Origin of the sequence: Ruegeria halocynthiae (assembly GCF_000743705.1) — a bacterium.
GTDB classification, from domain to species: Bacteria; Pseudomonadota; Alphaproteobacteria; order Rhodobacterales; family Rhodobacteraceae; genus Ruegeria; species Ruegeria halocynthiae_B.
Window position 1 is genome coordinate 52377 of record NZ_JQEZ01000001.1, and the last position, 26248, is coordinate 78624.

Below are 26248 nucleotides of genomic sequence, written 5' to 3' on the forward strand. Positions count from 1 at the left end.
GAAAGCGGGCAGAGCACGCCCTTGCGACTCGTCGCATCGGATATTGGATACAAAATCCAGAAAACGGGCGCAAACGAAAAAACGCGCCGGATCGGAAGATCGGCGCGCCGCGTTTCAGTCAAAGCTTTGGGGTTACCGGAATCGTTGTCCGGTCTCAGGATCGAACAGCATGGCACGGTCAGGCCGGGCGGTGATACCGATCTTGTCCCCCTGCCTGCTGCGCTGGTCGTCACGTTCCTCGACAATCAGTTTGTCGCCGTTCGGCGTCAGCAGGTACGAGTAGCTTACACCACCCAGCGCTTCGGTCAGGTCAACCGTGCAAGTGTCGCCCGCGCGGTCGACCTCGATATGTTCGGGGCGGATGCCCAGGGTGACCTTGCTCAAACCTGCGGGCACATTGGCCGCCACCTCCAAGGGCGCGCCAAGCGCAGGGTGCGAGACCTTGCCGTCCGCAATCTCACACTCCAGAAAGTTCATCGCCGGAGAGCCAATGAACCCGGCCACAAACCGGTTGTCCGGGTCCCGATACAAGTCCATCGGTGCACCGACCTGTTCGATGCGCCCATCACGCAGCACCACAATCTTGTCGGCCATGGTCATTGCCTCAACCTGATCATGGGTCACATAGATCATTGTGGCGCCGATCTCATTGTGCAACCGCGCGATTTCCACCCGCATTTCGACGCGCAGTTCCGCATCAAGGTTGGACAACGGTTCATCGAACAAAAACACCTCGGGGCCCCGCACGATGGCGCGACCGATGGCGACCCGCTGACGCTGCCCCCCCGACAGGGCCTTGGGCTTGCGTTTCAGATATTGGTCCAGCTTCAGGATGTTCGATGCCTGCTGCACCTTTTGTTCAATCTCGGATTTGGACACCCCGTTCATGCGCAGGCCAAATCCCATATTCTCGGCCACGGTCATATGCGGATACAGGGCATAGGTCTGAAACACCATCGCCACCCCACGCTTGGCAGGGTCCAGATGTGTCACCTCGCGTGCGCCAATATGCACCTGACCTTCGGTGGTTTCTTCCAGCCCTGCGATCATCCGCAACAGGGTAGATTTGCCGCAGCCCGAGGGGCCAACGAACACACAGAATTCACCGTCCTCAATTTCCAGATCAATACCGTGGATAACCTGCGTCTCGCCATATCGCTTGATCGCCTGATTCAGAGTTACACCCGTCATGTTGCTTGCATCCTGTCTGTGTCCGCGCTTGGGCGGGTCTCGGGGAACCGCCAGGCCTGTGCTTCAGTTCCAATCTGTTCGGCCACACGGCGAACACGGGGAATCCAGGTTTCCAACTGATTGAAATTCATACGCTCGGTCGATCCGGTCACGGATATCGCCCCCAGCGGCCGCCCACCCGTGGTCAGGATCGGGCAGGCGATGCAGATGATGCCGGGCTCGTGTTCCTCATCGTCGATGGCGTATCCCCGGCTGCGGATCAGATCCAGATCGGCACGCAGGGCGGCTTCAGAGGTCAGCGTTTTATCCGTGAACCGGTGATAGCTTTGCTGCGACACGGCGCGGTTCAGCGCATCCCCCTCCAGAAACGCCATCATCGCCTTGCCGACGCCGGTACAATAGGCCGGGCCGACCTTGCCCGCCTGCGAATACATCTCGACCGGTTGGGCCGCGTTGCGCTTGTCGACATACAGAACCTGGCTGGAATCGAGCTGCGCCAGATGCACCGTCTCGCCGGTCTCACGGCTCAACGCATCCAGAAACGGCCGCGCAATGGGGGCCAGCGAGCTTTGCGTCCAGGCCGCGTGCGCCAACCGAACCAGCCGCAGGCCCGGTGTATATGTCTGCCGATCGGGATCATAAGACAGCATCCCCTGATTGGTCAGGGTCTGCAGAAACCGGTACAGCGTCGCCTTGGGGAAGGTGCTGCATTCCAGCAGTTCCGCGAATCGGACCGGGCGGGCAAAGGCTGCCACCTGATCCAACACATCACATGCTTTTCCTATCGTTCCATCACCAGCCACGGGCGTTTGTTCTCCCTCCATTAACCCAAGGCCGGGGCACGAGGGTCTTGACAAGACTAACCGAGTCGATGTGTAGTTTTCAATATATAAAACAATGTTTCATTATTTGGAACTTTATGGGAGCTTAAGGGAGGAAACCATGCATTCCATGTTCAAGCGCACTGCGGCGGCGTTAGCGGCCAGTGTGGCACTTGCTGCGCCGGTCGCGGCAGAGCTGACCGGCGAGCTGAGAATATTCCTGGACACATCGAACCCGGCGCCCCGCGCGACGATGGAAGCGATGATCGGACGGTTCGCGGAACAGCATCCGGGGTTGGAAATCGAAACCACCGTGATCGACCGCGAGGCTTACAAGACCCAGATCCGCAACTTTCTGACGGCGGATACGCCCGATGTCGCCAACTGGTACGCAGCCAACCGGATGAAACCCTATGTCGAGGCCGGTCTGTTCGAAGACGTCTCTGACCTGTGGGCCGAACCTGCGATTGCCGACAACCTGGCCTCAACCAAAGGGGCGATGACCATCGACGGCAAGCAATGGGGCGTGCCCTACACCTACTACCAGTGGGGTGTTTATTATCGCAAAGACATCTTCGACGAGCTGGGCCTGAGCGAGCCGACCACATGGGAAGAAGAACTGGCCAATTGTCAGAAAATCATCGACTCGGGCCGCGCCTGTTACACCATCGGCACCAAATTCCTGTGGACCGCCGGAGGCTGGTTCGACTACCTGAACATGCGCACCAATGGGTTCGATTTCCACCAGCAGCTCGCCAATGGCGAAATCAGCTGGGAAGATGACCGGGTCAAACAGACCTTCGCCAACTGGAAACAGCTGATCGACATGGGCGCGTTTATCGACAACCACCAAACCTATAGCTGGCAAGAGGCACTGCCCTTCATGGTCAAAGGCGATGCTGCGGCCTATCTGATGGGGAACTTCGCCGTGGCGCCGCTGCGCGATGCGGGTCTGACTGATGATCAACTGGACTTCTATCAATTCGTCGCCATCAACCCTGATGTCGAACTGGCCGAGGACGCGCCGACCGACACATTCCACATCCCCGCCAACGCGTCGAACAAAGAAGCCGCGCGTGAATTCCTGCGCTTTGTGGTGTCGCCCGACGAACAGACGCAGATCAACAACGGCTCGAACCTTGGCCAATTGCCGGTGAACGCGCAATCCTCGGTCGATGATGACAAGTTCCTGCAACAGGGCTTTGAAATGCTGTCATCGAACAGCCCCGGCGGCGTGGCCCAATTCTGGGACCGTGACGCGCCTGCGGAAATGGCCAAGGCGTCCATGGAGGGCTTTCAGGAATTCATGGTCAAACCAGACAACGCTGACCGCATCCTGGCCAAGCTGGAACGCGCCCGTCAGCGTATCTACGACAACTAAACCGGTCGGGCCGGGCCTCCGCCCGGCCTGCACCTTGTCCTGCGTAAGGCGGGTGCCAACCCGGCTTACTCCTTTGACCTAACCCCGAGTATCCACATGTCAGCCGTCGACGTCCCAGAGCAGGAAAGCTGGTTCCACAGAAACCAACAGCGTATCGCACCGTGGCTGTTTCTGGCCCCCGGCCTGCTGTTCTTTATGGTCTATGTGATCGTCCCGGTGTTCCAATCCTTTAACCTGTCGCTGTATGAATGGGATGGGCTGGGGGCCGCAGAATATGTGGGGCTACGCAATTATGAAGACCTGTATTGGGAGTTCTATGACCGGGATGCATTCTATATCTCGCTCAAGAACAATCTGATCTGGCTGCTGCTGTATCTAGCAGCCATTCCGGCGGGTCTGTTCATTGCGCTGTTCCTGAATCAGACGGTCTGGGGCATTCGCCTGTATAAATCTCTGTTCTTCTTTCCTTTCGTGATCTCTCAGGTCGTCGTAGGCCTCGTCTTCACCTGGTTCTACGACCCGACCTTTGGCTTGCTGAACGAATTCCTCGGTATCTTTGGCCTTGGCCCCTTGAATGTGCTGGGCGACGAACGTTTTGTCACATACGGCATCATCTTCGCTGGCCTCTGGCCCCAGACGGCCTACTGTATGATCCTGTACCTGACCGGCCTGAACGCCGTGGACCCCGAACAGATCGAAGCCGGGCGTCTAGACGGTGCCAAGGGCCTGCGGATGCTATGGCACATCATCCTGCCACAGTTGCGCCCCGCAACCTTCATCGCATTTGTCGTCACCATCATCGGCGCGCTGCGATCCTTTGACCTGATCTCGATCATGACGCAGGGCGGACCGTTCGGATCGTCCCGCGTGCTGGCCTATTACATGTTCGAGGTTGCTCTCTCCGAATACGGCTTCCGCATGGGATATGGTGCCGCCATCGCGGTGATCCTGTTCCTGATCATGCTGTGTTTCATCGCCTATTTCCTGCGGTCGATGTACCGCGAAGAAAGGGGATACTGAGATGTTTCCCAAACCCATTGAAAAACAACCCCGCGCAGCGCAGATCAGCTATCAGGCCATGTTGCCCTTAGCCTTGCTGCTGTGGCTTGGTCCTCTGCTGGCGGTCGCGTTGTTCTCGGTCAAACCTGCGGCGGATTTCACCAGTGCCAACTATTGGGGCCTACCGTCCAGTTTTGAGGGCGCGCATAATTATGGACAGGTCTTCTTCAACTCTGACATGCCGCGCTATCTGCTAAACTCGTTCCTGATCACGGTTCCCACAGTGATCGGATGTGTTGCGCTTAGCAGCATGACCGGGTTTGCACTGGGGATATACAAGTTCCGCTCAAACATTTGGATCTTCTTCATGTTCGTTGCGGGCAACTTCGTACCCTTCCAGATCCTAATGGTGCCGGTACGCGACCTGACGCTGGAACTGGGACTTTACAACACCAAAACCGGGCTGGTCCTGTTCCATATCGCCTTTCAGACCGGGTTCTGCACGCTGTTTATGCGCAACTTTATCCGCGCCCTGCCCTTTGAGCTGATCGAGGCCGCGCGGGTCGAAGGTATCAGCGAATGGCGCATCTTCTGGTATGTCGTCCTGCCGCTGATGAAACCTGCGATTGCGGCGCTCAGCGTGCTGATCTTCACCTTCATCTGGAACGACTATTTCTGGGCCGTTGTTCTGACACAAGGCGCGGAAAGCCAGCCTGTCACGGCAGGTATCACCAGTTTCAACGCCCAATTCCGGGCCGCCTATCAGTTGATGAGTGCCGGTTCCATCGTCGCGGCCCTGCCGCCGGTGGCCATGTTTTTTCTGATGCAGAAACATTTCATCGCGGGCCTGACCCTCGGTGCTGTAAAATAACGTCAAGCCAAAGGTTTGCCTGATGACCAAGATCACCTTTATCGGGGCCGGTTCCACGATTTTCATGCAGAACATCGTGGGCGATGCCCTGCTGACCCCGGCGCTGGCCGATAGCCACTTTGCGCTGATGGACATTGACGCGCAGCGTCTGGCCGAAAGCGAAGCTGTCGCCCGCGCCATGATCCGCTCGGTCGGATCCGATGCGACCGTATCGACCCATACGGACCGCCGCGCGGCGCTGGACGGGGCCGATTTCGTCATCACCGCCTTTCAGATCGGCGGTTATGAACCCTGTACGGTGACCGATTTCGAGATTCCCAAGCAATACGGCCTGCGCCAGACCATCGCCGATACGCTGGGCATCGGCGGTATCATGCGCGGGTTGCGCACGGTTCCGGTGCTGTGGGATGTGGCGCAGGACATGATGCAGCTGTGCCCCAGTGCGACGCTGCTTCAATACGTCAATCCGATGGCAATCAACACCTGGGCGCTGTCCGAACGTTTTCCCGCGCTGAAACATGTGGGGCTCTGCCATTCGGTGCAAAACACGGTCGAGGAACTGGCCCACGATCTGGACCTGCCCAAGGACGCGTTCCGCTATAAGGTTGCGGGCGTCAATCATGTCGCCTTTTTCCTGCGGCTGGAACATCAGGGGCGCGACCTTTACCCCGCCCTGCGGCAGGGTTACGCCAGCGGCCACCTGCCCAAGGCGCCTTTGTTGATGCCGCGCTGCCCCAACAAGGTGCGATATGAGGTGATGGACCATCTGGGTTACTTCTGTACCGAAAGCTCGGAACATCTGGCTGAATACGTGCCGTGGTTCATCAAAGACGGGCGCTCGGACCTGATCGAACAGTTCGCGATCCCGCTGGATGAATACCCAACCCGCTGTGTGGAACAGGTCGCCACCTGGAAGGAACAGGCCAAAACCCTGACCGATGGCCGCGATATCGAGGTGACGCGCAGCCATGAGTTCGCCGCCGACCTGATGAACGCCATTGTCACCGACACGCCCAATGTGGCGTATGGCAACCTGCCCAACACCGGCCAGATACCGCAATTGCCCCTGGGCGCAGCCGTGGAGACGCCTTGTCTGGTGGACAGCAACGGCGTGCAGCCCTCGGTCGTGAGCGACATTCCGCCCCAACTGATCGCGCTGATGCGGACACAGATCAATGTGCATGAATTGACAGTCCGCGCACTGGTCGACCAGAACCCCCAGCACATCTACCACGCCGCCATGATGGACCCGCACACCGCCGCCGAGCTGGACCTGCGCCAGATCCGCAGCCTTGTTGACGATCTGCTCATCGCCCATGCAGACTGGCTCCCCGATTGGTGTAAACCCGCCAAGGCCGCCTGACCCCAAGACTAAAAGGCTGACAACAATGACAAAAAAACGCCGTTCACAACATTGGTACGGAAAGCTCGACAAGGATGGGTTCATTCACCGCTCGTGGATGAAGAACCAGGGCTTTCCGGATCACGCCTTTGACGGTCGGCCCATCATCGGTATCTGCAACACCTGGTCGGAACTGACGCCCTGCAATTCGGGCCTGCGCGATCTGGCCGAAGGTGTCAAACGCGGTGTGTGGGAGGCGGGCGGTTTCCCGGTCGAATTCCCGGTGATGTCGCTGGGCGAAACCCAGATGAAGCCCACCGCCATGCTGTTTCGCAACCTGCTGGCGATGGATGTCGAGGAATCTATCCGCGCCTATGGCATCGACGGTGTCGTCCTGCTGGGCGGCTGCGACAAGACCACACCGGGGCAGTTGATGGGGGCCGCGTCTGTTGATCTGCCATCCATTGTGGTCAGTTCTGGCCCGATGCTGAACGGCAAATATCGCGGGCAGGATATCGGCTCGGGCACCGATGTCTGGAAGTTTTCCGAGGCCGTGCGCGCCGGGGAAATGACCCTGCAGGATTTCATGAGCGCCGAATCCGGCATGTCGCGCAGCGCCGGGGTCTGCATGACCATGGGCACGGCCTCGACCATGGCCTCGTTGGTTGAGGCGATGGGCATGAGCCTGCCCACCAACGCCGCCCTTCCCGCCGTTGACGCCCGCCGCATGGCGCTGGCGCATCTGACCGGCAAACGGATTGTCGAAATGGTGGACGAGGACCTGAAGCCATCCGATATCCTGACCAAAGAAGCCTTTGAAAACGCCATTCTGGCCAATGCCGCCGTGGGCGGTTCGACCAACGCGGTGGTGCATCTGCTGGCGCTGGCGGGCCGTGTGGGTGTGGACCTGACGCTCAAGGATTTTGAAATCGGCTCTGACATTCCGTTGCTGGTGAACTGCATGCCGTCCGGCAAATACCTGATGGAGGATTTCTGTTACGCAGGCGGTGTCCCCGTCGTTCTGTCCGAGTTGGAACCGTTCCTGCGCCCGGCCAAAACGGTTCTGAACAAGGATATCTCGGCCCATTTCGAAGGGGCCGAATGTTTCAACCGCGATGTGATCCACCCCTTTGACGATCCGGTAAAACCCGCCGCTGGCCTGCGTGTTCTGCGCGGCAATCTTGCGCCCAACGGGGCCATCGTGAAACCTTCGGCGGCCACGGATGAACTGCTGGAACATGAGGGTGCGGCCTACGTGTTCGAGAACATCGAGGACCTGAAGGCCAATATCGACCGCGACGATCTGCCGGTGACGGCTGAGACCATTCTGGTGCTCAAGGGCTGCGGACCCAAGGGCTATCCCGGTATGCCCGAGGTCGGCAACATGCCGATCCCGGCCAAGCTGGTGAAAGAAGGCGTGCGTGACATGATCCGCATCTCGGACGCGCGCATGTCGGGCACCGCCTTTGGCACCGTGATCCTGCATGTCAGCCCCGAGGCACAGGCAGGCGGCACGCTGGCGCTGGTCAAGACCGGCGACCGTATCCGCGTTTCGGCCAGCAACGGCCAATTGGACCTGCTGGTCGATGCAAAGGAACTGGACGCCCGCCGCGCCGCATGGCAACCGGACGACCCGCATTATACCCGCGGGTATGCGAAACTTTATATCGACCATGTGCTGCAGGCCGATCAGGGCGCGGACCTTGATTTCCTTGTCGGCAAAGACACCCGCCTTGTGACCAGAGAGAGCCACTGATGGAGCAACCAGCCACATTTCACGATCTGAACGGGGCCTCGGTCTATATCACCGGCGGCGGCTCGGGTGTTGGCGCGGCGCTGACCGATGGGTTTCTGGCGCAGGGCGCGCATGTCGCATTCATCGGCCGCTCGGACGCCAGCAGTTTTGTCGAAGAGATGCGCGATAAACACGGCCGCGCGCCCCTGTTCATGCAGGGCGACATGACCGATACCGAACTGCTGCATGCAACAATGACCAAAGCCGCCGAGGCACACGGCCCCTTGAATGTGCTGGTCAACAATGCGGCAAACGATAAACGCCACTCGCTTGCGGATACCACCACCGAATTCTGGGACTGGATGATCGAGGTCAACCTCAAGGCCTATTATTTTGCCTGTCAGGAGGCCGCGCGCCAGATGCGGGACAAAGGCGGGTCGATCATCAATTTCAGCTCGATCAGCTATATGATGGGCAATTCCGGCTATCCGATCTATACCACGTCAAACGCCGGGATCACGGGCATGACGCGGTCCCTGGCGCGTGAGCTGGGGCTGCAGAACATCCGTGTCAACGCTTTGGCCCCCGGCTGGGTGCTGACGCAAAAACAGCTGGATATGTGGGCCACGCCCGAGGGTTTGGCAGCCCATATGGAGCGCCAGTGTCTGAAGGACCATCTGACGCCCGAGGACATGATCGCGCCGACCTTGTTCCTGGCATCAAACGCCAGCCGGGCCATGACCGGTCAATGTATGGCCGTCGATGGCGGCGTCGTCGTAACGGGGTAGAGCCATGAATACAGAGTGGATCGCGGTCGATTGGGGAACGTCTCATCTGCGGGTGTGGGCCATGCGGGATGACACGGTGCTGGATCAGGCGCAGTCGGACAAAGGTATGGTGCGACTGGCCAAAGGTGAATTTCAGGCCGCTTTGTTGAACCTGACCGAAGGCTGGCTTGGCCAGGCACCGGTTGATGTCATCGCCTGCGGTATGGTCGGTGCCCGCCAGGGCTGGGTCGAGGCCCCCTATTCCACCGTTCCCTGCGAACCCACGCCGGTGGTTCCGATCCGCGTACCCGGCACGGACACCCGCATACGCGCCTTTGTGGTGCCCGGGTTAAAGCAAACCGCACCGCCGGATGTCATGCGCGGCGAAGAAACCCAGATTGCGGGTTTTCTGGCCAGCCACCAGAATTGGGACGGTGTGATCTGCCTGCCCGGCACCCACAGCAAATGGGTGCAGGTCAGCGCCGGAGAGGTCGTCAGTTTCCGCACCTTCATGACCGGTGAGATGTTCGACCTGTTGCGCGGGCAATCGGTGCTGAAACATTCGATCGGCGAAGGCTGGGACGATGCCGCCTTTGCCGAGGCCACGGCGGATGCGCTGTCGAAACCGGAACAACTGGCCGCACGCCTGTTCGGACTGCGTGCCGCCGATCTGCTGCAAGGGCAGGATGGCGGCGTCGCCCGGGCGCAGCTTTCTGGCTTTTTGATTGGTGCTGAGCTGGCCGCAACCCGCCCCTATTGGCTGGGTCAACAACTGGCAATCATCGGGGCCGAGGATCTGTCGAACATCTACGCCAAGGCCCTGAAACAACAGGGCGCATTTGTCGAAACCGCCAACAGCACACAATGCACACTGGCCGGTCTGTTACAGGCCCGCAACCTGACGAGGCAAACCGCATGAGCCGTCCCATTATCGCCATTTTGCGCGGCCTGCGCCCCTCTGACGCCCGGGCCGTCGGACAGACCCTGATCGGCGCGGGCATTGAGAAGATCGAGGTACCGCTGAACTCACCCGATCCGCTGGAGTCGATCGGCATTCTGGCCCGGGAATTTGGCAGCCACGCCCTGATCGGTGCGGGCACCGTGCTGACACCTGACGAGGTGGACGCGGTGGCCGGGGTCGGCGGCAGGCTGATCGTCTCGCCGAACTGCGACCCAGACGTCATTTCGCGCACGTATCAGTTGGGTCTGGAAAGCTGGCCAGGCATCTTCACCCCGACCGAGGCTTTCACAGCGCTCAAGGCCGGGGCGTCCGGGTTGAAACTGTTCCCCGGTGCGCTGGCGGGTCCCGCCGGGCTGTCGGCCTTGCGCGCGGTGCTGCCTGTGGGCACTCTGATCTATGCCGTCGGCGGCGCGGGGCCAGAGAATTTCGGCCAGTGGATCAAGGCCAGCGCCGATGGGTTCGGCATCGGATCAGCCCTGTTCAAACCCGGCATGACCGTGTCCGAGGTCGCAGATCGGGCGATGCAGATCGTAGCTGCCTATGACGAGGCCACCGGATGAGCGCCGTCTTTGACACCCGCCCCTGCGAGTTGGGCGAAGGGCCGCTGTGGCATCCGGAACGGCAACAGCTTTTCTGGTTCGACATCGTCGGAAAACGCCTGATGACACAGGAAGACGGCGCGCCGCGCAGTTGGCAGTTTGACGAACATGTCTCGGCTGCGGGTTGGGTCGACCGGGAAACGCTTGTGATGGCGTCCGAGACCGGGTTGTGGCTGTTCAACCTGCAAGACGGCCAGAAACAACTGATCACCCCGCTTGAGGCAGACAATCCGGTTACCCGGTCCAATGACGGGCGCGCCGATCCGTGGGGCGGGTTCTGGATCGGGACGATGGGCAAAGGTGCCGAACCCGGTGCAGGCGCGATCTATCGCTATTGGCGGGGCGAGTTGCGGCAGCTGGTGGCGGAGGTCACGATCTCAAACGCGATCTGTTTCGCGCCGGATCGGTCCTGCGCTTACTTCACCGACACAATGACGCAACAGGTCATGCGTTGGGCGCTGAATGCCGAAACCGGCTGGCCCGACGGCAGCAGCGCAGTCTTCCTTGATCTGCGGGGTGATGGCCTGTACCCCGATGGCGCTGTGATTGATCCCGATGGCAACATCTGGATCGCGCAATGGGGCGCGGGCCGCGTGGCGGCCTATACGCGCGCCGGACAGTTCCTGACCGCGGTGACCTTTGAGGCCGCCCATACTTCGTGCCCCGCTTTTGGCGGCGAAGACCTGACCACCCTGTTCTGCACGACGGCCCGCGAAGGGCTGGATGCAGCAACGCTTGCCGCGCACCCGACCAATGGCATGACCTTTGCCGCCCCCGGTGCAGGCAAAGGACAGGCCGAACACAGAGTCCTGCTATGACTCCCGAACTTGGCGTTTGCTATTACCCGGAGCACTGGCCCGAGGCGATGTGGGCCGAGGACGCCGACCTTATGGTCAAGTCCGGCCTAAGCTGGGTGCGGATCGGCGAATTCGCCTGGAGCCGGTTGGAGCCTGCACCCAGCGCGCTGCTATTTGACTGGCTGGATCGCGCGATTGAAACGCTGGGGGCCGCGGGGCTGAAGGTGGTGCTGGGCACGCCCACAGCGACGCCGCCGCGTTGGATGCTTGATAAACACCCCGAAATGCTGGCGGTGGATGCGCAGGGGCAGCCGCGCAAATTCGGCTCACGCAGGCATTATTGTTTTAGCCATCAGGGCTATATCGCCGAAAGCGCGCGTATCGCCCGGATCATGGGCGAACGCTATGGCCGCAACCCGCATGTAGCCGCGTGGCAGATCGACAATGAGTATGGGTGCCACGACACAACCGTAAGCTACAGCCAATCAGCATTGCACGCATTTCAGCACTGGCTGGCCGTTCAGTACGGTACGGTCGAGGCGCTGAATGCAGCCTGGGGCAATGTGTTCTGGTCGATGGAATATGGCAGCTTCGATCAGATCGACCTGCCCAACCTCACCGTCACCGAGCCCAATCCGGCCCATGTTCTGGCGTTCCGCCGGTTCAGTTCTGATCAGGTGGTGGCGTTCAACAGGGCGCAGGTCGATGTGCTGCGGCCCCTGACTGACGCACCACTATTGCATAATTACATGGGGCGGGTTCTGGACTTCGACCATTTCGAGGTCGGTGCGGATCTGGATATCGCCACATGGGACAGCTATCCGATCGGGTTTCTGTCCGACCGGCTTGAGGCTGATGAGGCCCATAAAACCGCGTTCCTGCAACAGGGCGACCCGGACATGCAGGCGTTTCACCACGACCTCTACCGCGCCGTAGGGCGTGGCCGCTGGTGGGTGATGGAACAACAACCCGGCCCGGTGAACTGGGCGCCCTACAATCCTGCCCCCCTGCCCGGCATGGTGCGCCTGTGGTCGCTTGAGGCCGTGGCCCATGGGGCCGAAGTGGTCAGCTATTTCCGCTGGCGGCAAGCCCCGTTCGGGCAGGAACAGATGCACGCGGGGCTTTTCACACCTGCCAACATACCCGCCCCGGCCCTGGCTGAGGCGCGCGAGACCGCCCATGATCTGGCGGAACTGGGCGCAGTCACCCAACAGCAGGCACAGGTGGCCATTCTGTTCGACTATGCCTCGGACTGGGCCTGGACGGCGCAGCCACAAGGGGCCGGGTTCAACTATTTCAGGCTGGTCTTCTCGGCATATCGTGCATTGCGGCGAGCTGGGCTGTCGGTGGATTTCGCCTCGGCAACCGACAACGCCGTGGCCGGGTACAAACTGATCCTCGCCCCCGGGCTGGCCACGCTGGATGGTGATCTGGAACGACGCCTGACCGAAGGGTGCGATCTGGCCATTCTCGGGCCGCGCAGCGGTGCCATTACGCATGATTTCCAAATCCCCGCCACAGGACGCCCCGGCCTGTCCGAACTGGACTGCGATGTCGATCTGGTCGAAACCCTGCCCCCGAACGTGCAACGCAATGTAGACGGTGGTGGCGCGGCACACCATTGGATCGACCGCTTGTCCGGAACAGCCCCTGACCTGCTGACCTTTACAGACGGAACGCCTGCTTTGAAGGGCGCAAACGGCCTGTGGTATCTGGCTGGTTTTCCTGACGAGGCGCTATGGGATCGTGTCATTGCCATGGCTGCGCAAGAGGTTGGTTTAAATTTGCATCCGCTGCCCGCCGGTTTGCGGCGGCGAGAGACTGAGCAGCATGTTTTCCTGATCAACTACAACGCAATCCCAGTCACCTGGAATGGGCAAGAAATTGACGCCTGCGATGTGGTCATCGCGAAAAAGGACGCGCCCGAAGAGGGGTAACTCTCCAGGCGCGTGATTATTGAGCCCTGACCGGGGTTATTGATCTTTTTGCAGGGCGTTCGGATCAAAAGCCCCCCCAAACCCGTCATTGCTGGCTGGTGGTGTCTCAGGCTCCGAGGTCTCTTCATCGCCCAGCGAATTCGGTGCAAACACGTTACCAAAACCGCTGTTGTTGGATGGTTTCGGCGCGGATTGCGCGTCACCCTGTTCGGCTTCTTCAGCCTCGCGCTTTTTGCGCTGTTCTTCGCGCTGCTTGCGCAGTTCCTGAATGCGCTGATCCGCCTCAAGCCGTTTCTGCTCTTTGACGTCGGCGATGCACTGGCCCGGGTTATAGGCCGTCGCGGTGCCAACCACCGTGATCGTCGCAACCGCGAATACCACCAGCAAAACCGCGGCCATGTTACCTGAGAAAAAGCTGGGCAGTTTGATCTTGCCCGCCAGTTCCTCGACCGTGGCATTTTTGCGCGCGGCGGCAACCAGTTCCTGACGTTTCAGCTTGGCCTCGTTCAGCAGGGCAAAGAATACAGTCAATGCCACGATGATAAATGCCAGTGCCGAGATCGCGGGCGTGATGCCATATCGGACCTTTTGCGCCAGCTCGATCGTCAGCGTCGGATATTCCCCGAAGGTGAAGGTGGTGGTGTTGTAGTTCTCGAACGACGCAAGGAACGCCAGTACCGCAGCCGACGCAATCGCGGGGCGCATGAACGGCAGCAGGATTTTGCGAAACGCCTGCGCGTGGGTTGCACCAAGATCCAGCGCCGCCTCGGTCAGGGCCATGTCATAACGCTGCAGTCGGGCCACCAGAACCAGCATACAGTAGCTGGCAATAAAGGTGGACTGACCGATCACCGTCAGGAAAATCCCATTCGACAAAAAGCTGTCCGCGCCCAGCCCCAGCATCCGGTTGATCCGGTCCCAGAACACCAGCGTCGAGATACCCAGAACAACGCCCGGGATCAGGATCGGTGCGATGATGACGGTATAGTAGGTCGCGCGCAGCCTGGGCCAGATCTGGGTCAGCATCAATGCGCCCGCCAGACCCATCGCCACCGACAGAACAACCGTCCCGGCCCCGATGATCAGAGAGTTCTTGATGCCGTTCAGAATACGCTGATCCTGAAACAACTCACCAAACCACTGGAAGGTCAGGCATTCCCAGGGGCTCATCCTTGGGAAACCGGAGGAGTTGAAGGCGGTGATCGACATGATCACCAGCGGGCCAAGCAGATAGGCGAAGAAAATCGCCAGATAGACCCAGATGCTTATACGGAGGAAGGAATTGTTCATTTCCCGATATCCCCCATGTTCACCTTGAACAGGCGCATCATCGCCAGCACGAACAGGATACAGGTCACCAGCAGCACGATGGCATAGGCGGCACCCTGCGGCCAGTCGTTGTTGTCGTTGAACTGCTGATAGATCAGCTGCGTGAACCACAAACTTGACGGCCCGCCCAGAATTTGCGGCGCGGCCAGCGCGCCTGCGGACAGCATGAACACCATGGTACAGCCGGAACTGATCCCCGGTTTGGCATAGGGAATGACCACCCGCCAGTGAATCCGCCACCAGGGCGCGCCCAGGTCGCGGGCCGCCTCAATCTGGTTTTTATCCAGACTTTCTATGACGTTATACATCGGGAAAATCATCAACAAGATGTAGGCATAGCCCAGACCCGCATAGAGCGCGATGTCATTTCGGATGAAATCGAACGGCATGTCCCAGATGCCCAGCCCAACAAACAGGGTATTCAGCACTCCGGTCTCGCCAAAGATGATCCGCAGGGCAAAGGCGCGCAGAATCTCGTTGATCCAGTAGGGGATGATCAGCATGATCGCAAAGATGCGGATATGGCTGCCCTTTGATTGCCCCAGATAATAGGCAATCGGATAGCACAGGATCAGGTTGAAGATCGTGACACAGACTGCAGCCAGCAGCGTACGGAAAAACACGCGCAGATCGACGGTGTTGTAATCCTGGCTGCCACCTTCCGGCCCAAAGACCAGATACTTATAGTTCTCCAGCGTATAGACGTCCTTGGGACCGCCGATTTCAGGCGGGGGCAAGTTCGGACGGAATGAGAAATCCAGCATCGACAGCTGCGGCAGGATGATCAGGCCGATGGTCCAGAACAGGACCAGACCCAAAATTCCCAGCCCCATGCCGGTACCGTTGCGATTGAAGAATTCCTTCAGAAAATGGGGCATGTGTCAGTCCCCCTCATTCTGCTGCCAGCTCACCGGCTGGAACCAGAACCGCATTGCGGGTCTCATATTCCAGCGTGATGTTCTGACCAGTGTGATTTTCGAAGGATTGACCAAGATTGGGCAGGGAAACCTTGATTTCCTTGCCACCGTCGCCCTCGGTGAAGATATTGAAGACATTGCCCTCGAATTCTTCATGATTCACCCGCGCGGTGACAAAATGATCGCCTGCCGCCCCGTCTGGGGCAATCGCAAATGCCTCGGGTCGGACGAACATCATGGCTTCGTCCCCTTCGCGCATTGTGCCTTGATTGACCGAGGAAATGCGTGCCACCAGATCGCCCGTGCGATTGGTCGACAACAGGGCCTCATTTCCCATGATTTTCTTGATCCTGCCCCGAAACACGTTGTTTTCGCCCACGAACGAGGCGGCAAACGCCGTGGCCGGATCATTGTAGATCGTTTTGCCGTCGGCAATCTGATCAATCACGCCAGCCCGCATCACGGCGATATTGTCCGACATGGTCAGGGCCTCACCCTGATCGTGGGTGATGTAGATGAAGGTGATGCCGACACGTTTTTGAATTTCGCGCAATTCGGTGCGCATGTGCTGGCGCAGCTTCAGGTCCAGCGCTGACAGCGGCTCATCCAGCAGCAAAACATCGGGTTCGGCGCATAGCGCCCGGGCGATGGCGACACGCTGGCGTTGACCACCGGACAATTCGTTGGGCAGCTTGTCGCCCTGATCCGGCAGCGCGATCATATCCAGCAGCTCATCGGCGCGTTTTCGGCGTTCCGCGCTGCTGGCGCCATTGATTTCCATTGAGAACGTGATGTTCTCCCATACTTTCATCAGCGGAAACAGCGCGAGGTTCTGAAAGATCAGAGCCGTCGGCCGCTTGTTCGGGCCGATCCCGCGCATGTCATTGCCGCCGATCAGAACTTTGCCTTCGCTGGGGTCAAGAAACCCCGATACTGCGCGCAGGATCGTCGTCTTGCCACAGCCCGAAGGACCAAGAAACGAAAAGAAATCGCCCCCGTTGATGTTCACATTTGCATCCCTCACGGCGACAAAGTCTCCGAAACGGATCCACAGGTTTTCCAGATCTACACCGACCCCTGCACTCATTTTTGGCATCTCCGTCTGGTCCAGTCCATGACCGCACCGTGATAGCTTCTGTCACACCGGGACGATGTGCAGAATAGTGGCCCCCCGCGCGATGGCGGAGGGCATAGATTACAAGCGATCAGGCGCTTTTGAACTTGTTGACGAACTCGGTCCGGGTTTCCGCGTACCATGGCGCTTCGGCGGGCCATGGATTCAGATTGGCCAGCGAGTCACCGGGATAGGCCTCGGCAAAGTTCTTTTTGTAGGTGTCGCCAGAATACTGGTCGGCCCCCAGAACCGGAGAGTTGTAGCCGTGGCTGTCAATCGCAATGCCCGCAGGCTTGGCCTGATAGGCAAAGTCGATAAAGGCATAGACCTGGTCGATATTAGCAGCACCTGTTGGCATCGACATACCGTCAACCCAGGCCATCGCGCCTTCGACCGGGGCTTGGTAATGCACCGGCTCACCCGCGGATTTCAGCGCAAGTGGCGGTCCATCCCAGGTTTGGCCAACGACCACGCCCTCGTTCAGCAGGCCGTTTTTCTGGGTGTCCGCGTCGTTCCAGATCAGCTTGATCCGGTTTTTGCGTTCGATGCACCAATCGGCGATCTGACCCCAGACTTTACGCATGGTATCTTCGTCGCCATACGCGGCCCAGACCGAACCCGGCTCCATTTCGCCTGAGGCTTCCATGTAAAGCCCAGCACCCAGCATCATCGAATGCGCGCGGCCCATGGTCTTGCCCGCGTTTTCCTCGGACCAGACGTCGCCATAAGATGGCGCGTCGCCCTCGGGCAGCCACAGATCCGTGCGATAGGCAATGCCTTCGGTACCCCAGATATGCGGCAGCCAATGTACGCCACTGTCTGCAAAGTCCCACGCATCTGTGCCAATCGCGGCCATTGCCGGGTTCACCAGATCAATCGGCACCTTGTTCATGTCGAACGGCTGCAGCAGTTCCAGCGGCTCCCACTGAAGCGAGCGGTTGTTGGTAGGCGAGACGATGTCAAAGCCCTGGCCTTTGGTGGCCTTCATCTTGTTGATGATTTCTTCGTTCGACCCGATACCGGTATAGTTCACCTTGATCCCGGTCAGAGTTTCGAACTCTTGCAGGAACGCGGGCGGCAGGTAGTCCGACCACATCAGAATGTTGATCTCACCCGAGGATGCCAGCGCGCTTTTGCTGTAAAGTGGTGCTGCCAGCGCGGCAGCACCCGCACTTTTCAGGACAGAGCGCCTGGAAAGAGTTTTCCGTTCGGCCATTGTAGTTTCTCCCATTATTGAACTGTGTTTTTATTGTTATGCACTTGCAGGCTAGAACTTTGCGCCAGAGCTGTCAGTCCAAAAGTGACAGTTGGCGGTTTTCATAGGTCCAGTTTGCAGCCACGTCTGGTTAATTGCCGCATCAATGTGCGGCTTTTTCACGCCAGATAGCGATACCATAGGGGGGGATTTCTGAAGTACCAACAAGATAGTTTTGGCCGCCGCCATTCGGCACGGCCTGCGCGATATCGCCAAAGTTAAAGGCGAATCCCAACCCGCCACGCCGCGTAATCCGCAGATCAGGGCCGCAATCGGTAACGCGTATCCCGGCCCATTCCAGCGCCTCGACCAGTATATCCCGCAACAGGGCATCCCGTGGAACCATGGCCAGATAAGTTGCCCGTTCTGATCGCACGATTGCCGGGCTTCCATCGCGATATACGCTGACAAACCGGCCTGTCACCGCATTGTCTGTTTCGATAACTTCGCGCCAGCCGGTGAAGGAATGCGTCTTTCCATCCCCAAGACGCACCGATTCCCCAGCTAACTCGGGCAACGATTCAACCCGTGTTACCCGCACCCCCGCCAGACTGGCCAATTCGCCCGGCGCAAGGTTTGGCGGGGTGTGCATGTCTGCGGTCTTGCTGCCTGCGCGCGCGCCGATCAGCAGCTTGGCTCCGCTGTCCTGCAGCTTTGCCGCCAACGCAGCTAAGGCAATCATGCATTGCGGCAAAACAATCAAAGCGTAACCGGACAGGTCATCATCCGGCCCCACAAAATCCAGATCAATCCCAAGTGACCGCAGCCCCGTATACCAGCCGCGCAATATCTGAGCGTTGGGGAACGCGTCGTCATGCGGCAGGATATCGGCGGCCCAAAGGGATTCATAATCCAGCATCATGGCCACTTGCGCCCGGGTGCGAATTACCGAGGGCAGAGCTTCGCGTTCCAACGCGACCTGCGCCAGCTCCAGGGCCGCTTGATCCAGGCTGCCGTCAGAGCGCAACAGGGCGGTGTGGAACTGTTCTTGCGCGAACGCGGCCTGACGCCAGCGAAAAAACATCACCGCTTGCGCGCCGTGCGCATAGGCGGCCCAAGTCCACAATCTGACCATTCCATCCAAAGGCGAGGGGTTCTTTTCGGCCCAGTCCACCGGCCCCGGTTGCTGTTCCAGCACCCACATTCGCCCCTTGCCCTGACTGCGGTACAGATCGCAGTGAAAGCCCTGATAATCCGGTGCGCCGGTGCGCAGGTACCGTCGTTTGTCTTTTTCGGACAACGCCGACCCCAGCAGGTTGCCCAACGGATAGCTGTCAAACCCGACGATATCCAGATCGGCGGCAACAGCGTGGTGATCGAATTCGAAACTGCCCGCCATGAAGTTATGGGTGATGTCCCGACCGGGTGACAAGGCGCGCAGGATATCCACCTGCGCCCGGTTGAACAGCCGCACCCTGTCTGATGAGTAACGCGCGAAATCCAGCGCTTGCGTCGGGTTGGGGCTGGCCACCAGATTGTTGGGCAGTTCGATCTGATCGAATGAGGTATAGATCGACCCCCAGAACACCGTGCCCCAGATCCGGTTCAGTTCATCAATCGTACCATAGCGATCCGCCAACCAGCGGCGAAACCCCTGCCGCGCCGCATCGGAATAGCTGAGCACCGTGTCATGATCATTGTATTCATTGTCGATCTGCCAGGCACACACATGGGGGTTCTGACCATAGCGCCGCGCGTATTCGGTCGCGATCCGGCGCGCCTCGTCCAAGTAGACGTCACTGGAAAAGCAATAATGTCGCCGGGACCCGAACCCGCGCACCTGCCCATCCGGTCCTACCGGCAGGATTTCGGGGTATTCGTCGATCAACCACTTGGGCGGCGCAGCGGTGGGCGTGGACATCATCACGCGCAGACCCGCCTGCCCCAGAATGTCGACGACCTGATCCAGCCAACCCCAATCGAACTGCCCCCGTGCAGGTTCGATCAAACCCCAGGTGAATTCCGCAATTCGCACCCAGTCGAGGCCCATATCGACCATGCGCGCCGCATCATCGCGCCATTGCGCGGCATCCCATTGCTCGGGGTAGTAGCAAACTCCTAGCTCCAGCCTGCTCATCTGTCCTCCCGCGCGGTGCGCCGTTCGATCCATTTGAGGAAGCTGGCACAGCCCAGCGTGATCACGACATACAGGATTGCCGCCGTGTTGAACGGCGCAAACGGCAGGAAACTTGCGGCTTGAAATTCGCGCATTCGCTGGGTCATGTCGCGCACCGACAGGATCGACAGCAACGAGGTGTCCTTGATCATCGCGATAAATTCATTGCCCAAGGGGGGCGTAACAATGCGCAGCGCCTGCGGCAGAACGATCAGGCGCGCGGTCTGCCAGCGCGACAGGCCAAGTGAACCGCCCGCCTCGACCTGGCCTCTTGGGATTGCTTCGATGCCGGATCGAAAAATCTCGGCCATATAGGCGGAATAGCCGACCGAAATGGCGATGATCCCACGGGTCATATTGGTCATGTCGATGCCGCCGCCGGTGGCATCCTTGACCGCACCCGCCAGCGGCAGACCGATATAAAGGATGATCACCAGCATCGGAATGCCCCGGATTGTGTCCACAAAGAACTCGGCCCCGACGGCCAGAGGGTGCAGCTTATGCTGCGCGCCACCCACTGTCAGCGTCAGCAGCAAAAACCCCAACACCGCAAACGTCAGCGCGGGATTGCGGTAGGTATCGGGCAAAAAGCTGGCCTGCCAGATCACCGGATAGCCCTGAGTATGTGCCTGAACCGGAACAAATGCGCCGGATACGGATGCGACCGTTTCAATCTGGTCAAGCGCGCTGGCGGCATCCTTGGCGCTGCGGATTTTGTACTGCCGGTCTTCTCCGCCTTCGAATTCACCAAACCGGATGATGTCGGCCTGCGCCTGCGGTGTGCCGCGCACAATGGCGATGCGGGCCTCGGTGCTGCCGACCAGAACAAAGCTGACCTGTGGCTGCATGAAGAAAAACGCGGAACCAGCCAGCAGTGCAAGGCTGATGCACCCGTAGACAACCGTTGTGTGCGCCCGTGGTTTAAAGGACTGCAAGCCGACCCAGATCAGTCCCAATATGGCCGCGAAGATATAGGCGAAAATGGCGGCCCGAAAGGTGATGGCCACGCCCGTTGCAAACTGCCAATGCGCCATGAACAGCAGATAAAACAAAACGGCCCCTGTCAGGAATTCGAACCCAAGCTGAACGTAACCGCGCAACCGGTTCGGCAGGCGGGTTGCGATCAGAATGCCTCCGATAAGCGCCGCGTAAACCGTCAGCAATACCTGCATCCCGGTTTGCACCTGTCCAACCGCTTCGGGGATCAGAACCCAGGTCTGTGCCGACCGGTCAATCAGGGCCGAAGTGTTTTCGCTGAGAGAATGGAAAAACACAGACTCGGCAAACGGCATAAGTGTGTGCGGTGCCACAAACCCCAAGCCTGCCAACATCAGCGCTGCTGGAAACGCAACCCGTGCAGACATGCGCAACCACCCCGGTGCGCCCGTCTGAAACCGGGCGTTACGGGCACATAGATATCCCAGACAAGCCACGACCAATATCAGCACAAAGCCGATAAAAATCAGTCGCGCATTGTTGCCGATCCCCAATATCGCGATCAACGAGCGCAGATATTTTGATGACGTTGCAAACAGGTAGATGATGAACGGAGCAGCGGCGAGCAAAACAAGATTGCTGGGCCGGATCGAACTGAGACGCGCCATGGGACCTCGGGGCTGGGCTGTGACCCAATGGGGGATGCCACCGGGTCATAGGTTGCTTTGAAGGATCAGTTCGTGCTCCAGTATTTGCCGACCAACCCGTCCAGCGTGCCATCTTCCTTGATCGCCGCCAGCCCTTCGTTGATGGCGTCAACGGTTGCGTCACCCTCTTGGAACACGATGCCCAGCGGATCGGATTGCAGGCCGGTGATGCCCACCGTCAGCTCACCCGCGAACTCTTGTTCATATGCAGCGGCCGAGGTGCCGTCGATGATCACCCCCTGAACATCCGCATTTTGCAGCGCCAGAATCGCGGCCGAGAAATTGTCATACAGGCTGACATTCTCGCGCCCGACCAGACTTTCGGCCAGCTGCGCATTGGTGGTGCCCGTCTGCGCCGCCAGTTTCTGTCCTCCGGCCTTGAAGTCCTCCAGCGTCATATCCGCATTGTCGACCTGCAGCAGGATGGCCTGGCTGACCACTATATACGGCTCGGAAAAATCCATGGTCTCTTCACGTTCGTCGGTGATCGACACGCCCGAGATCACAAGATCGAATTCGCCCTGCTGAAGTGCAGCAAAGATACCGTCCCACGCGGTATTGACGAAGTTGGGGACGCAATTGACCTTTTCACAGATCGCATTCATCACATCCACATCAAAGCCAACGATTTCGCCGGTTGCCTCGTCGACGGTTTCCATCGGCGGATAGGTGGCATCGGTCCCGATCTTCAGGACGCGCCCTTCCAGATCGGCGGCAAATACTGCGGGTACGGTCATCGCAGTCAGCGCCGCAGCGGCAAATAGCTTTTTGAACATCTCCGGTTACTCCTCTGTCGGTTCAGGTCATAAGCGCCGTTTTCAGCGCCGGGGTGTCAGGTTGCCGCTCGTTGAGGGTGGCCCTGATCTTTTTCTGGGTCTCGGACGGATCGTCCCCGTCCAGAACTTTCAACATGAACTCGCCCAGCAATCGGCTGGTTTCCTCGATCGGGACGTAATACGTGCTGGGCGGCGGTACGAAGTATCGGCTTAACTGTAAATCATCGGTCGAAATCACGACCATGTCGCGGCCAATCTGAGCGCCTGCCGCGTGGGCCGCAGACAGGACCCCCAAGGTCAATGCTTCGTTAGCGCAGATACATGCGGTGGGACGGTCCGGTAGTTGCATCAACGCTGTAAACGACCGTTGCCCGGTGCGGGCAGTCGTTGGCCCGTTAAAGATCAGGTCAGAATCCGGTGACAGTTTGGCCGCCAACAGCGCCTGGGCGTAACCATCCTGGCGTTGGGTCGCATAAACCAGATCAGCAGGCGGGTTCACCAAAGCGATGCGCCGGTGACCCAGCCCAAGCAACCGCGCGGTCGCGTCAAACGCGGCAGCCTGACTGTCGAAGTCAACAAACGCGTGGGGCGTCTTGCTGTCGCTCATACCCAGGGTGACAAAGGGAAAACCATTGCGCTGCAAAAACGCGATACGCGGATCGTCGTGCAATGTGCCCGAAAAGATAACGCCATCCGCCAGCCCATCCTGAACGATCCGGGCCAAAACAATCATCGCATCCTGAATATCGGTGACGTGAAACACACTCAGGTCATATCTGGAGCCCTGCAACGCCCCCGAAATCCCGGCAAGGATGCGGGTGAATTCCACGCCCTCCCACTCATCCCCCGCCTCGCGTGAGACGCTGACCAGAACGGCGATGCGATAGGATTTGTTGGTGCGCAGCTTCAGCCCATCCATGTTCACGCGATACCCCAGCCGTGTGGCGGCGGCCTGAATATCCTTGCGCGTCTCTTCCTTGACCGAATTCGCGCCGCGCAACGCGTTTGAAACTGTCCCGACAGAGTAACCGGTTTCCTTGGCGATTGATTTGATGGTGGCCCGCGCCATTACCCAACCCCTGCCAGACAGCTATCCAGAAGAAATTCGCGCCCTGCCCGCAAGGTATCAGACGGCGTCCGGGTTTCGTCATGTTCGACAAACAGATCGGCGCAGGGGCTGTTGGCCAGAATTTGCAGAACCACGGCCCAATCCACCACACCCCGCCCTACTGCGCGCCACCGTGCATCTCCCTGCCCTGCGGATGGGTCCGCGTCTTTGGCATGAACGGAAACGATCCGATCCGCGTATCGCTGCAGCAGAACCGCCGGATCGGGCTGCGATACAGCCAGCCACCCGATGTCAGGCTGCCAGTGCAAATGATCGTGGGACAGGATCAGGTCCAATGGGGTCTGGCCGGGGCGACCCGCCAGATCAAAATCATGATTGTGATAGGCCAACCGCACGTCATAAGCCGCCAATCCTTCAGCCCAACGCGCCAATTGACCGGACACCGCCATCCATCCCTCGGCGGTGTCCGGCCTTGCCTCTGGCGTCAGCCAAGGCATGACAGCCATCTGGCATTCCAATTGATCGAGAAGGTCCAGAATATCGAAAAACCGCGTTTCAAACTCGGGCCAGTCGAAATGCGCCGAGCGGGCTTTCAAACCGGACCGTCTGATCTGCCGCGCCATGTCATTTGGGGACAGCCCGTGAAATCCGATCGTCTCGATATCCGCGAACCCGCAGGCACCCACCAGATCAAGCTGGGCCGCCAAATCCCCAACTTGCCTGACGGTGTAAAGCTGAGCTGATATCCGCATTTTCCGGTTTCACCGATCATTGAAACGTTTCAATCAGGGTGAAACAGCACCCCCCATCTTGTCAAGCGTAGCGGACCCAAGGCGATGAACCTGTGGGTCAGCAGGTCCGACCGCTATTGCTCTTTTGCTGCCAACAACACCGCGATCAGGACCAACGTGCCTCCGGCAATGGTCTGGGCATGGGGGATTTCCGAAAGAACCAGAAACGCCAAAACCGGCGCCAAAGGAACTTCCAGCGTGCTGAGAAGCGCGGTTTGGCCCGAAGGAACACGTTTCGCACCTTCGACAAGGGTCACCGAGGCGACGGCGAAGACAAGGCCAAAGCCGCTGAGAATAAGGATTTCGTCCAACGGAATGGCAAAGGGATCGCCAAGCACAAGCGCCACTGGCACCAGTAGCAGCGACGACAACGCCGCCGGTCCGGCGCCGGGTGTCGATGGGTATTTACGATAGATGACCATCAGCACTGCCATGGCAGCCGCCATGCCAAGCGCCAGAATATCACCACGCAGGTTTATCTGCCCCAGTGATCCCGAGACGATGACAGCCACCCCGACAAGCGCCAGACCAGAGCCAGCCACGACCAATTTCGATGACTTTTCGCCAATCCAGACCCATGCCAGCACGGTCGCCAACAGCGGGGCCACCGCATAAATCAGCGATACATTGGCTATCGTGGTCAGTTTGAAGGCGGCAATGAAGGCGGCCGTTCCCAACGCGCCCACGACGGCCACAGCAAGACCGCTGATCCCCATATTTGGAAAATTGTCCCAAACTTGGCCACGATGCCAAATCCATACGGTCGTGAATGCAGCCGAAAACACGCCACGCCAAAAAATGATGCCCCAGGGCGCGGCTTCTACGCCTTTGGAAAACAACCCTGCGGTGCTGAATGTAACAGCCGAAACAATCACAAGGACGACGCCCAAACCGTATTGGGTTTGCATTGCGCGTACGATCATCCCATTTGCCCCCGGCCACCCATTGACCAAAATTGGAATGCCTGCGCGTCGGGTCGAAAGGCTCGCGCCCGATCTGGTTCCAGAGCTGTAGTGCCCAAAAAAGTGCCCGTCAGATTGGTCATCCGGTATCCCTTACGTGTTCCTCGGGGGTTTAGCAGTTGACCTGCACGACATGCTTCGGATATTTCCGAAGTATGCACAATGAACCTCCGATGTCGCGGGTGGGGGCGCTGATCGGCTCTCCGGCGCGTGCCTTGATGCTGACAGAGCTGTTTGACGGACGGGCACTGACAGCCACTGAACTTGCCGCCGTTGGCGGGGTGTCAGCCGCGACAGCAAGCGAACATCTTAGCCTGTTACTGACCGGCGGATTGGTCACACGCGAAAAAAGCGGGCGACACAATTATTACCGCCTTGCGTCTGCGGAAATCGCAAATGCGCTTGAGCAGTTGGCCGTGCAAACGGCGAATATTGATCCTGCGGCGCAGTCGTGCCGAAAACCGCGCATCCCAATTCAGGATGCGCGCATGTGTTATGATCACATCGCCGGGCATCTGGGCGTGTCGATGGCTGACGCGCTGGTGAAAAAGGGCGCATTGATCGCCCTGGACACGGATTATGAGGTGACCCCAAAGGGTGAGGCCCTGTTTGACACTCTGGGCATCAACACCGGTGACCTCAGAAGGTCAAAGCGCGTGTTTGCGCGGCAGTGCCTGGATTGGAGCGAGCGTCGCCATCATCTCTCCGGTGCGGTTGGAGCGGCTTTGGCCAATCTGGCCTTTGACAGGGGTTGGATCACCCGCACCACAACGCGCCGGGTTTTGATCGTGACGCCGGTCGGGCAACGGGAAATGAAAACCCATCTGGGCATAACCTTCAATCAGGTCAAGTAACCAAGTTAGCGGCGGGTTTGG

General features: G+C 59.2%; 23 protein-coding genes. 11 read left to right on the forward strand and 12 right to left on the reverse strand.

Annotation, left to right across the window (positions count from 1 at the left end; genetic code table 11):
* Window positions 1-132: 132 nt before the first annotated feature.
* Entirely contained in the window at window positions 133-1191 is a 1059-nt protein-coding gene (locus JT51_RS00230; RefSeq protein WP_037306650.1) for an ABC transporter ATP-binding protein, read from the reverse strand.
* Window positions 1188-1994, reverse strand: a complete 807-nt coding sequence (locus JT51_RS00235) for an IclR family transcriptional regulator (protein WP_037309131.1) — start codon at window positions 1992-1994, stop codon at window positions 1188-1190. The genes JT51_RS00230 and JT51_RS00235 overlap by 4 nt, the downstream gene beginning before the upstream one ends.
* Window positions 1995-2133: 139 nt before the next feature.
* Between JT51_RS00235 and JT51_RS00240 the strand changes: the two genes are divergently transcribed.
* From JT51_RS00240 to JT51_RS00285, 10 genes are all read left to right on the forward strand, one after another.
* Entirely contained in the window at window positions 2134-3393 is a 1260-nt protein-coding gene (locus tag JT51_RS00240) for an ABC transporter substrate-binding protein (RefSeq protein WP_037306652.1), read from the forward strand.
* Window positions 3394-3489: 96 nt separating this feature from the next.
* Window positions 3490-4413, forward strand: a complete 924-nt coding sequence (locus JT51_RS00245) for a carbohydrate ABC transporter permease (protein WP_037306654.1) — start codon at window positions 3490-3492, stop codon at window positions 4411-4413.
* Window position 4414: 1 nt separating this feature from the next.
* On the forward strand, window positions 4415-5263 hold the full coding sequence (locus tag JT51_RS00250) for a carbohydrate ABC transporter permease (protein WP_037306655.1): 849 nt from the start codon (window positions 4415-4417) through the stop codon (window positions 5261-5263).
* A gap of 22 nt (window positions 5264-5285) precedes the next feature.
* Window positions 5286-6626 carry an alpha-glucosidase/alpha-galactosidase gene (locus tag JT51_RS00255; RefSeq protein ID WP_037306657.1) on the forward strand — a complete coding sequence of 447 codons (1341 nt, stop codon included), beginning with the start codon at window positions 5286-5288 and terminating at the stop codon, window positions 6624-6626.
* A gap of 25 nt (window positions 6627-6651) precedes the next feature.
* Window positions 6652-8361: an IlvD/Edd family dehydratase gene (locus JT51_RS00260; RefSeq protein ID WP_037306659.1), complete on the forward strand. Its 1710-nt coding sequence runs from the start codon at window positions 6652-6654 to the stop codon at window positions 8359-8361.
* Window positions 8361-9128 carry an SDR family NAD(P)-dependent oxidoreductase gene (locus tag JT51_RS00265; RefSeq protein WP_037306661.1) on the forward strand — a complete coding sequence of 256 codons (768 nt, stop codon included), beginning with the start codon at window positions 8361-8363 and terminating at the stop codon, window positions 9126-9128. The genes JT51_RS00260 and JT51_RS00265 overlap by 1 nt, the downstream gene beginning before the upstream one ends.
* Window positions 9129-9132: 4 nt before the next feature.
* Window positions 9133-10026 (forward strand): 2-dehydro-3-deoxygalactonokinase, encoded by an 894-nt coding sequence (locus tag JT51_RS00270; protein WP_037306663.1) that lies wholly within the window; start codon window positions 9133-9135, stop codon window positions 10024-10026.
* Window positions 10023-10628 (forward strand): 2-dehydro-3-deoxy-6-phosphogalactonate aldolase, encoded by a 606-nt coding sequence (locus JT51_RS00275; RefSeq protein WP_037306666.1) that lies wholly within the window; start codon window positions 10023-10025, stop codon window positions 10626-10628. The genes JT51_RS00270 and JT51_RS00275 overlap by 4 nt, the downstream gene beginning before the upstream one ends.
* Complete coding sequence (locus JT51_RS00280; protein WP_037306668.1) at window positions 10625-11485, forward strand: SMP-30/gluconolactonase/LRE family protein; 861 nt, start codon at window positions 10625-10627, stop codon at window positions 11483-11485. The genes JT51_RS00275 and JT51_RS00280 overlap by 4 nt, the downstream gene beginning before the upstream one ends.
* Complete coding sequence (locus JT51_RS00285) at window positions 11482-13401, forward strand: beta-galactosidase (protein WP_037306670.1); 1920 nt, start codon at window positions 11482-11484, stop codon at window positions 13399-13401. Before JT51_RS00280 ends, JT51_RS00285 begins: the two co-directional genes overlap by 4 nt.
* A gap of 36 nt (window positions 13402-13437) precedes the next feature.
* Here the strand turns inward: JT51_RS00285 and JT51_RS00290 are convergent, their stop codons facing one another.
* The 10 genes from JT51_RS00290 to JT51_RS00340 all read right to left on the reverse strand — a co-directional run bounded on the left by JT51_RS00290 (window position 13438) and on the right by JT51_RS00340 (window position 25334).
* Window positions 13438-14691: an ABC transporter permease gene (locus tag JT51_RS00290; protein WP_037306671.1), complete on the reverse strand. Its 1254-nt coding sequence runs from the start codon at window positions 14689-14691 to the stop codon at window positions 13438-13440.
* Window positions 14688-15608, reverse strand: a complete 921-nt coding sequence (locus JT51_RS00295) for an ABC transporter permease (RefSeq protein WP_037306672.1) — start codon at window positions 15606-15608, stop codon at window positions 14688-14690. The genes JT51_RS00290 and JT51_RS00295 overlap by 4 nt, the downstream gene beginning before the upstream one ends.
* A 13-nt stretch (window positions 15609-15621) precedes the next feature.
* Window positions 15622-16734: an ABC transporter ATP-binding protein gene (locus tag JT51_RS00300; RefSeq protein WP_037309133.1), complete on the reverse strand. Its 1113-nt coding sequence runs from the start codon at window positions 16732-16734 to the stop codon at window positions 15622-15624.
* Between the two features lie 118 nt (window positions 16735-16852).
* Entirely contained in the window at window positions 16853-17977 is a 1125-nt protein-coding gene (locus JT51_RS00305; RefSeq protein ID WP_037306676.1) for an extracellular solute-binding protein, read from the reverse strand.
* Between the two features lie 142 nt (window positions 17978-18119).
* On the reverse strand, window positions 18120-20093 hold the full coding sequence (locus JT51_RS00310) for a beta-galactosidase (RefSeq protein WP_037306678.1): 1974 nt from the start codon (window positions 20091-20093) through the stop codon (window positions 18120-18122).
* Window positions 20090-21736 (reverse strand): amino acid ABC transporter permease, encoded by a 1647-nt coding sequence (locus tag JT51_RS00315; RefSeq protein ID WP_037306680.1) that lies wholly within the window; start codon window positions 21734-21736, stop codon window positions 20090-20092. Before JT51_RS00315 ends, JT51_RS00310 begins: the two co-directional genes overlap by 4 nt.
* A gap of 65 nt (window positions 21737-21801) precedes the next feature.
* Window positions 21802-22551, reverse strand: a complete 750-nt coding sequence (locus JT51_RS00320) for a basic amino acid ABC transporter substrate-binding protein (protein WP_037306683.1) — start codon at window positions 22549-22551, stop codon at window positions 21802-21804.
* Between the two features lie 22 nt (window positions 22552-22573).
* The gene (locus JT51_RS00325; RefSeq protein WP_037306685.1) at window positions 22574-23620 is read right to left on the reverse strand and encodes a LacI family transcriptional regulator; all 1047 of its coding nucleotides are present in this window, start codon (window positions 23618-23620) and stop codon (window positions 22574-22576) included.
* A complete protein-coding gene (locus tag JT51_RS21110; protein ID WP_081894567.1) occupies window positions 23620-24372 on the reverse strand; it encodes a sugar phosphate isomerase/epimerase family protein in 753 nt (250 codons plus the stop codon). The genes JT51_RS00325 and JT51_RS21110 overlap by 1 nt, the downstream gene beginning before the upstream one ends.
* A 113-nt stretch (window positions 24373-24485) precedes the next feature.
* Window positions 24486-25334 (reverse strand): DMT family transporter, encoded by an 849-nt coding sequence (locus tag JT51_RS00340; protein ID WP_037306690.1) that lies wholly within the window; start codon window positions 25332-25334, stop codon window positions 24486-24488.
* 194 nt (window positions 25335-25528) lie between these two features.
* On the opposite strand from JT51_RS00340, the gene JT51_RS00345 reads away from it, so the two are divergent.
* A complete protein-coding gene (locus JT51_RS00345; protein WP_037306692.1) occupies window positions 25529-26227 on the forward strand; it encodes an ArsR/SmtB family transcription factor in 699 nt (232 codons plus the stop codon).
* Window positions 26228-26248: the final 21 nt, after the last annotated feature.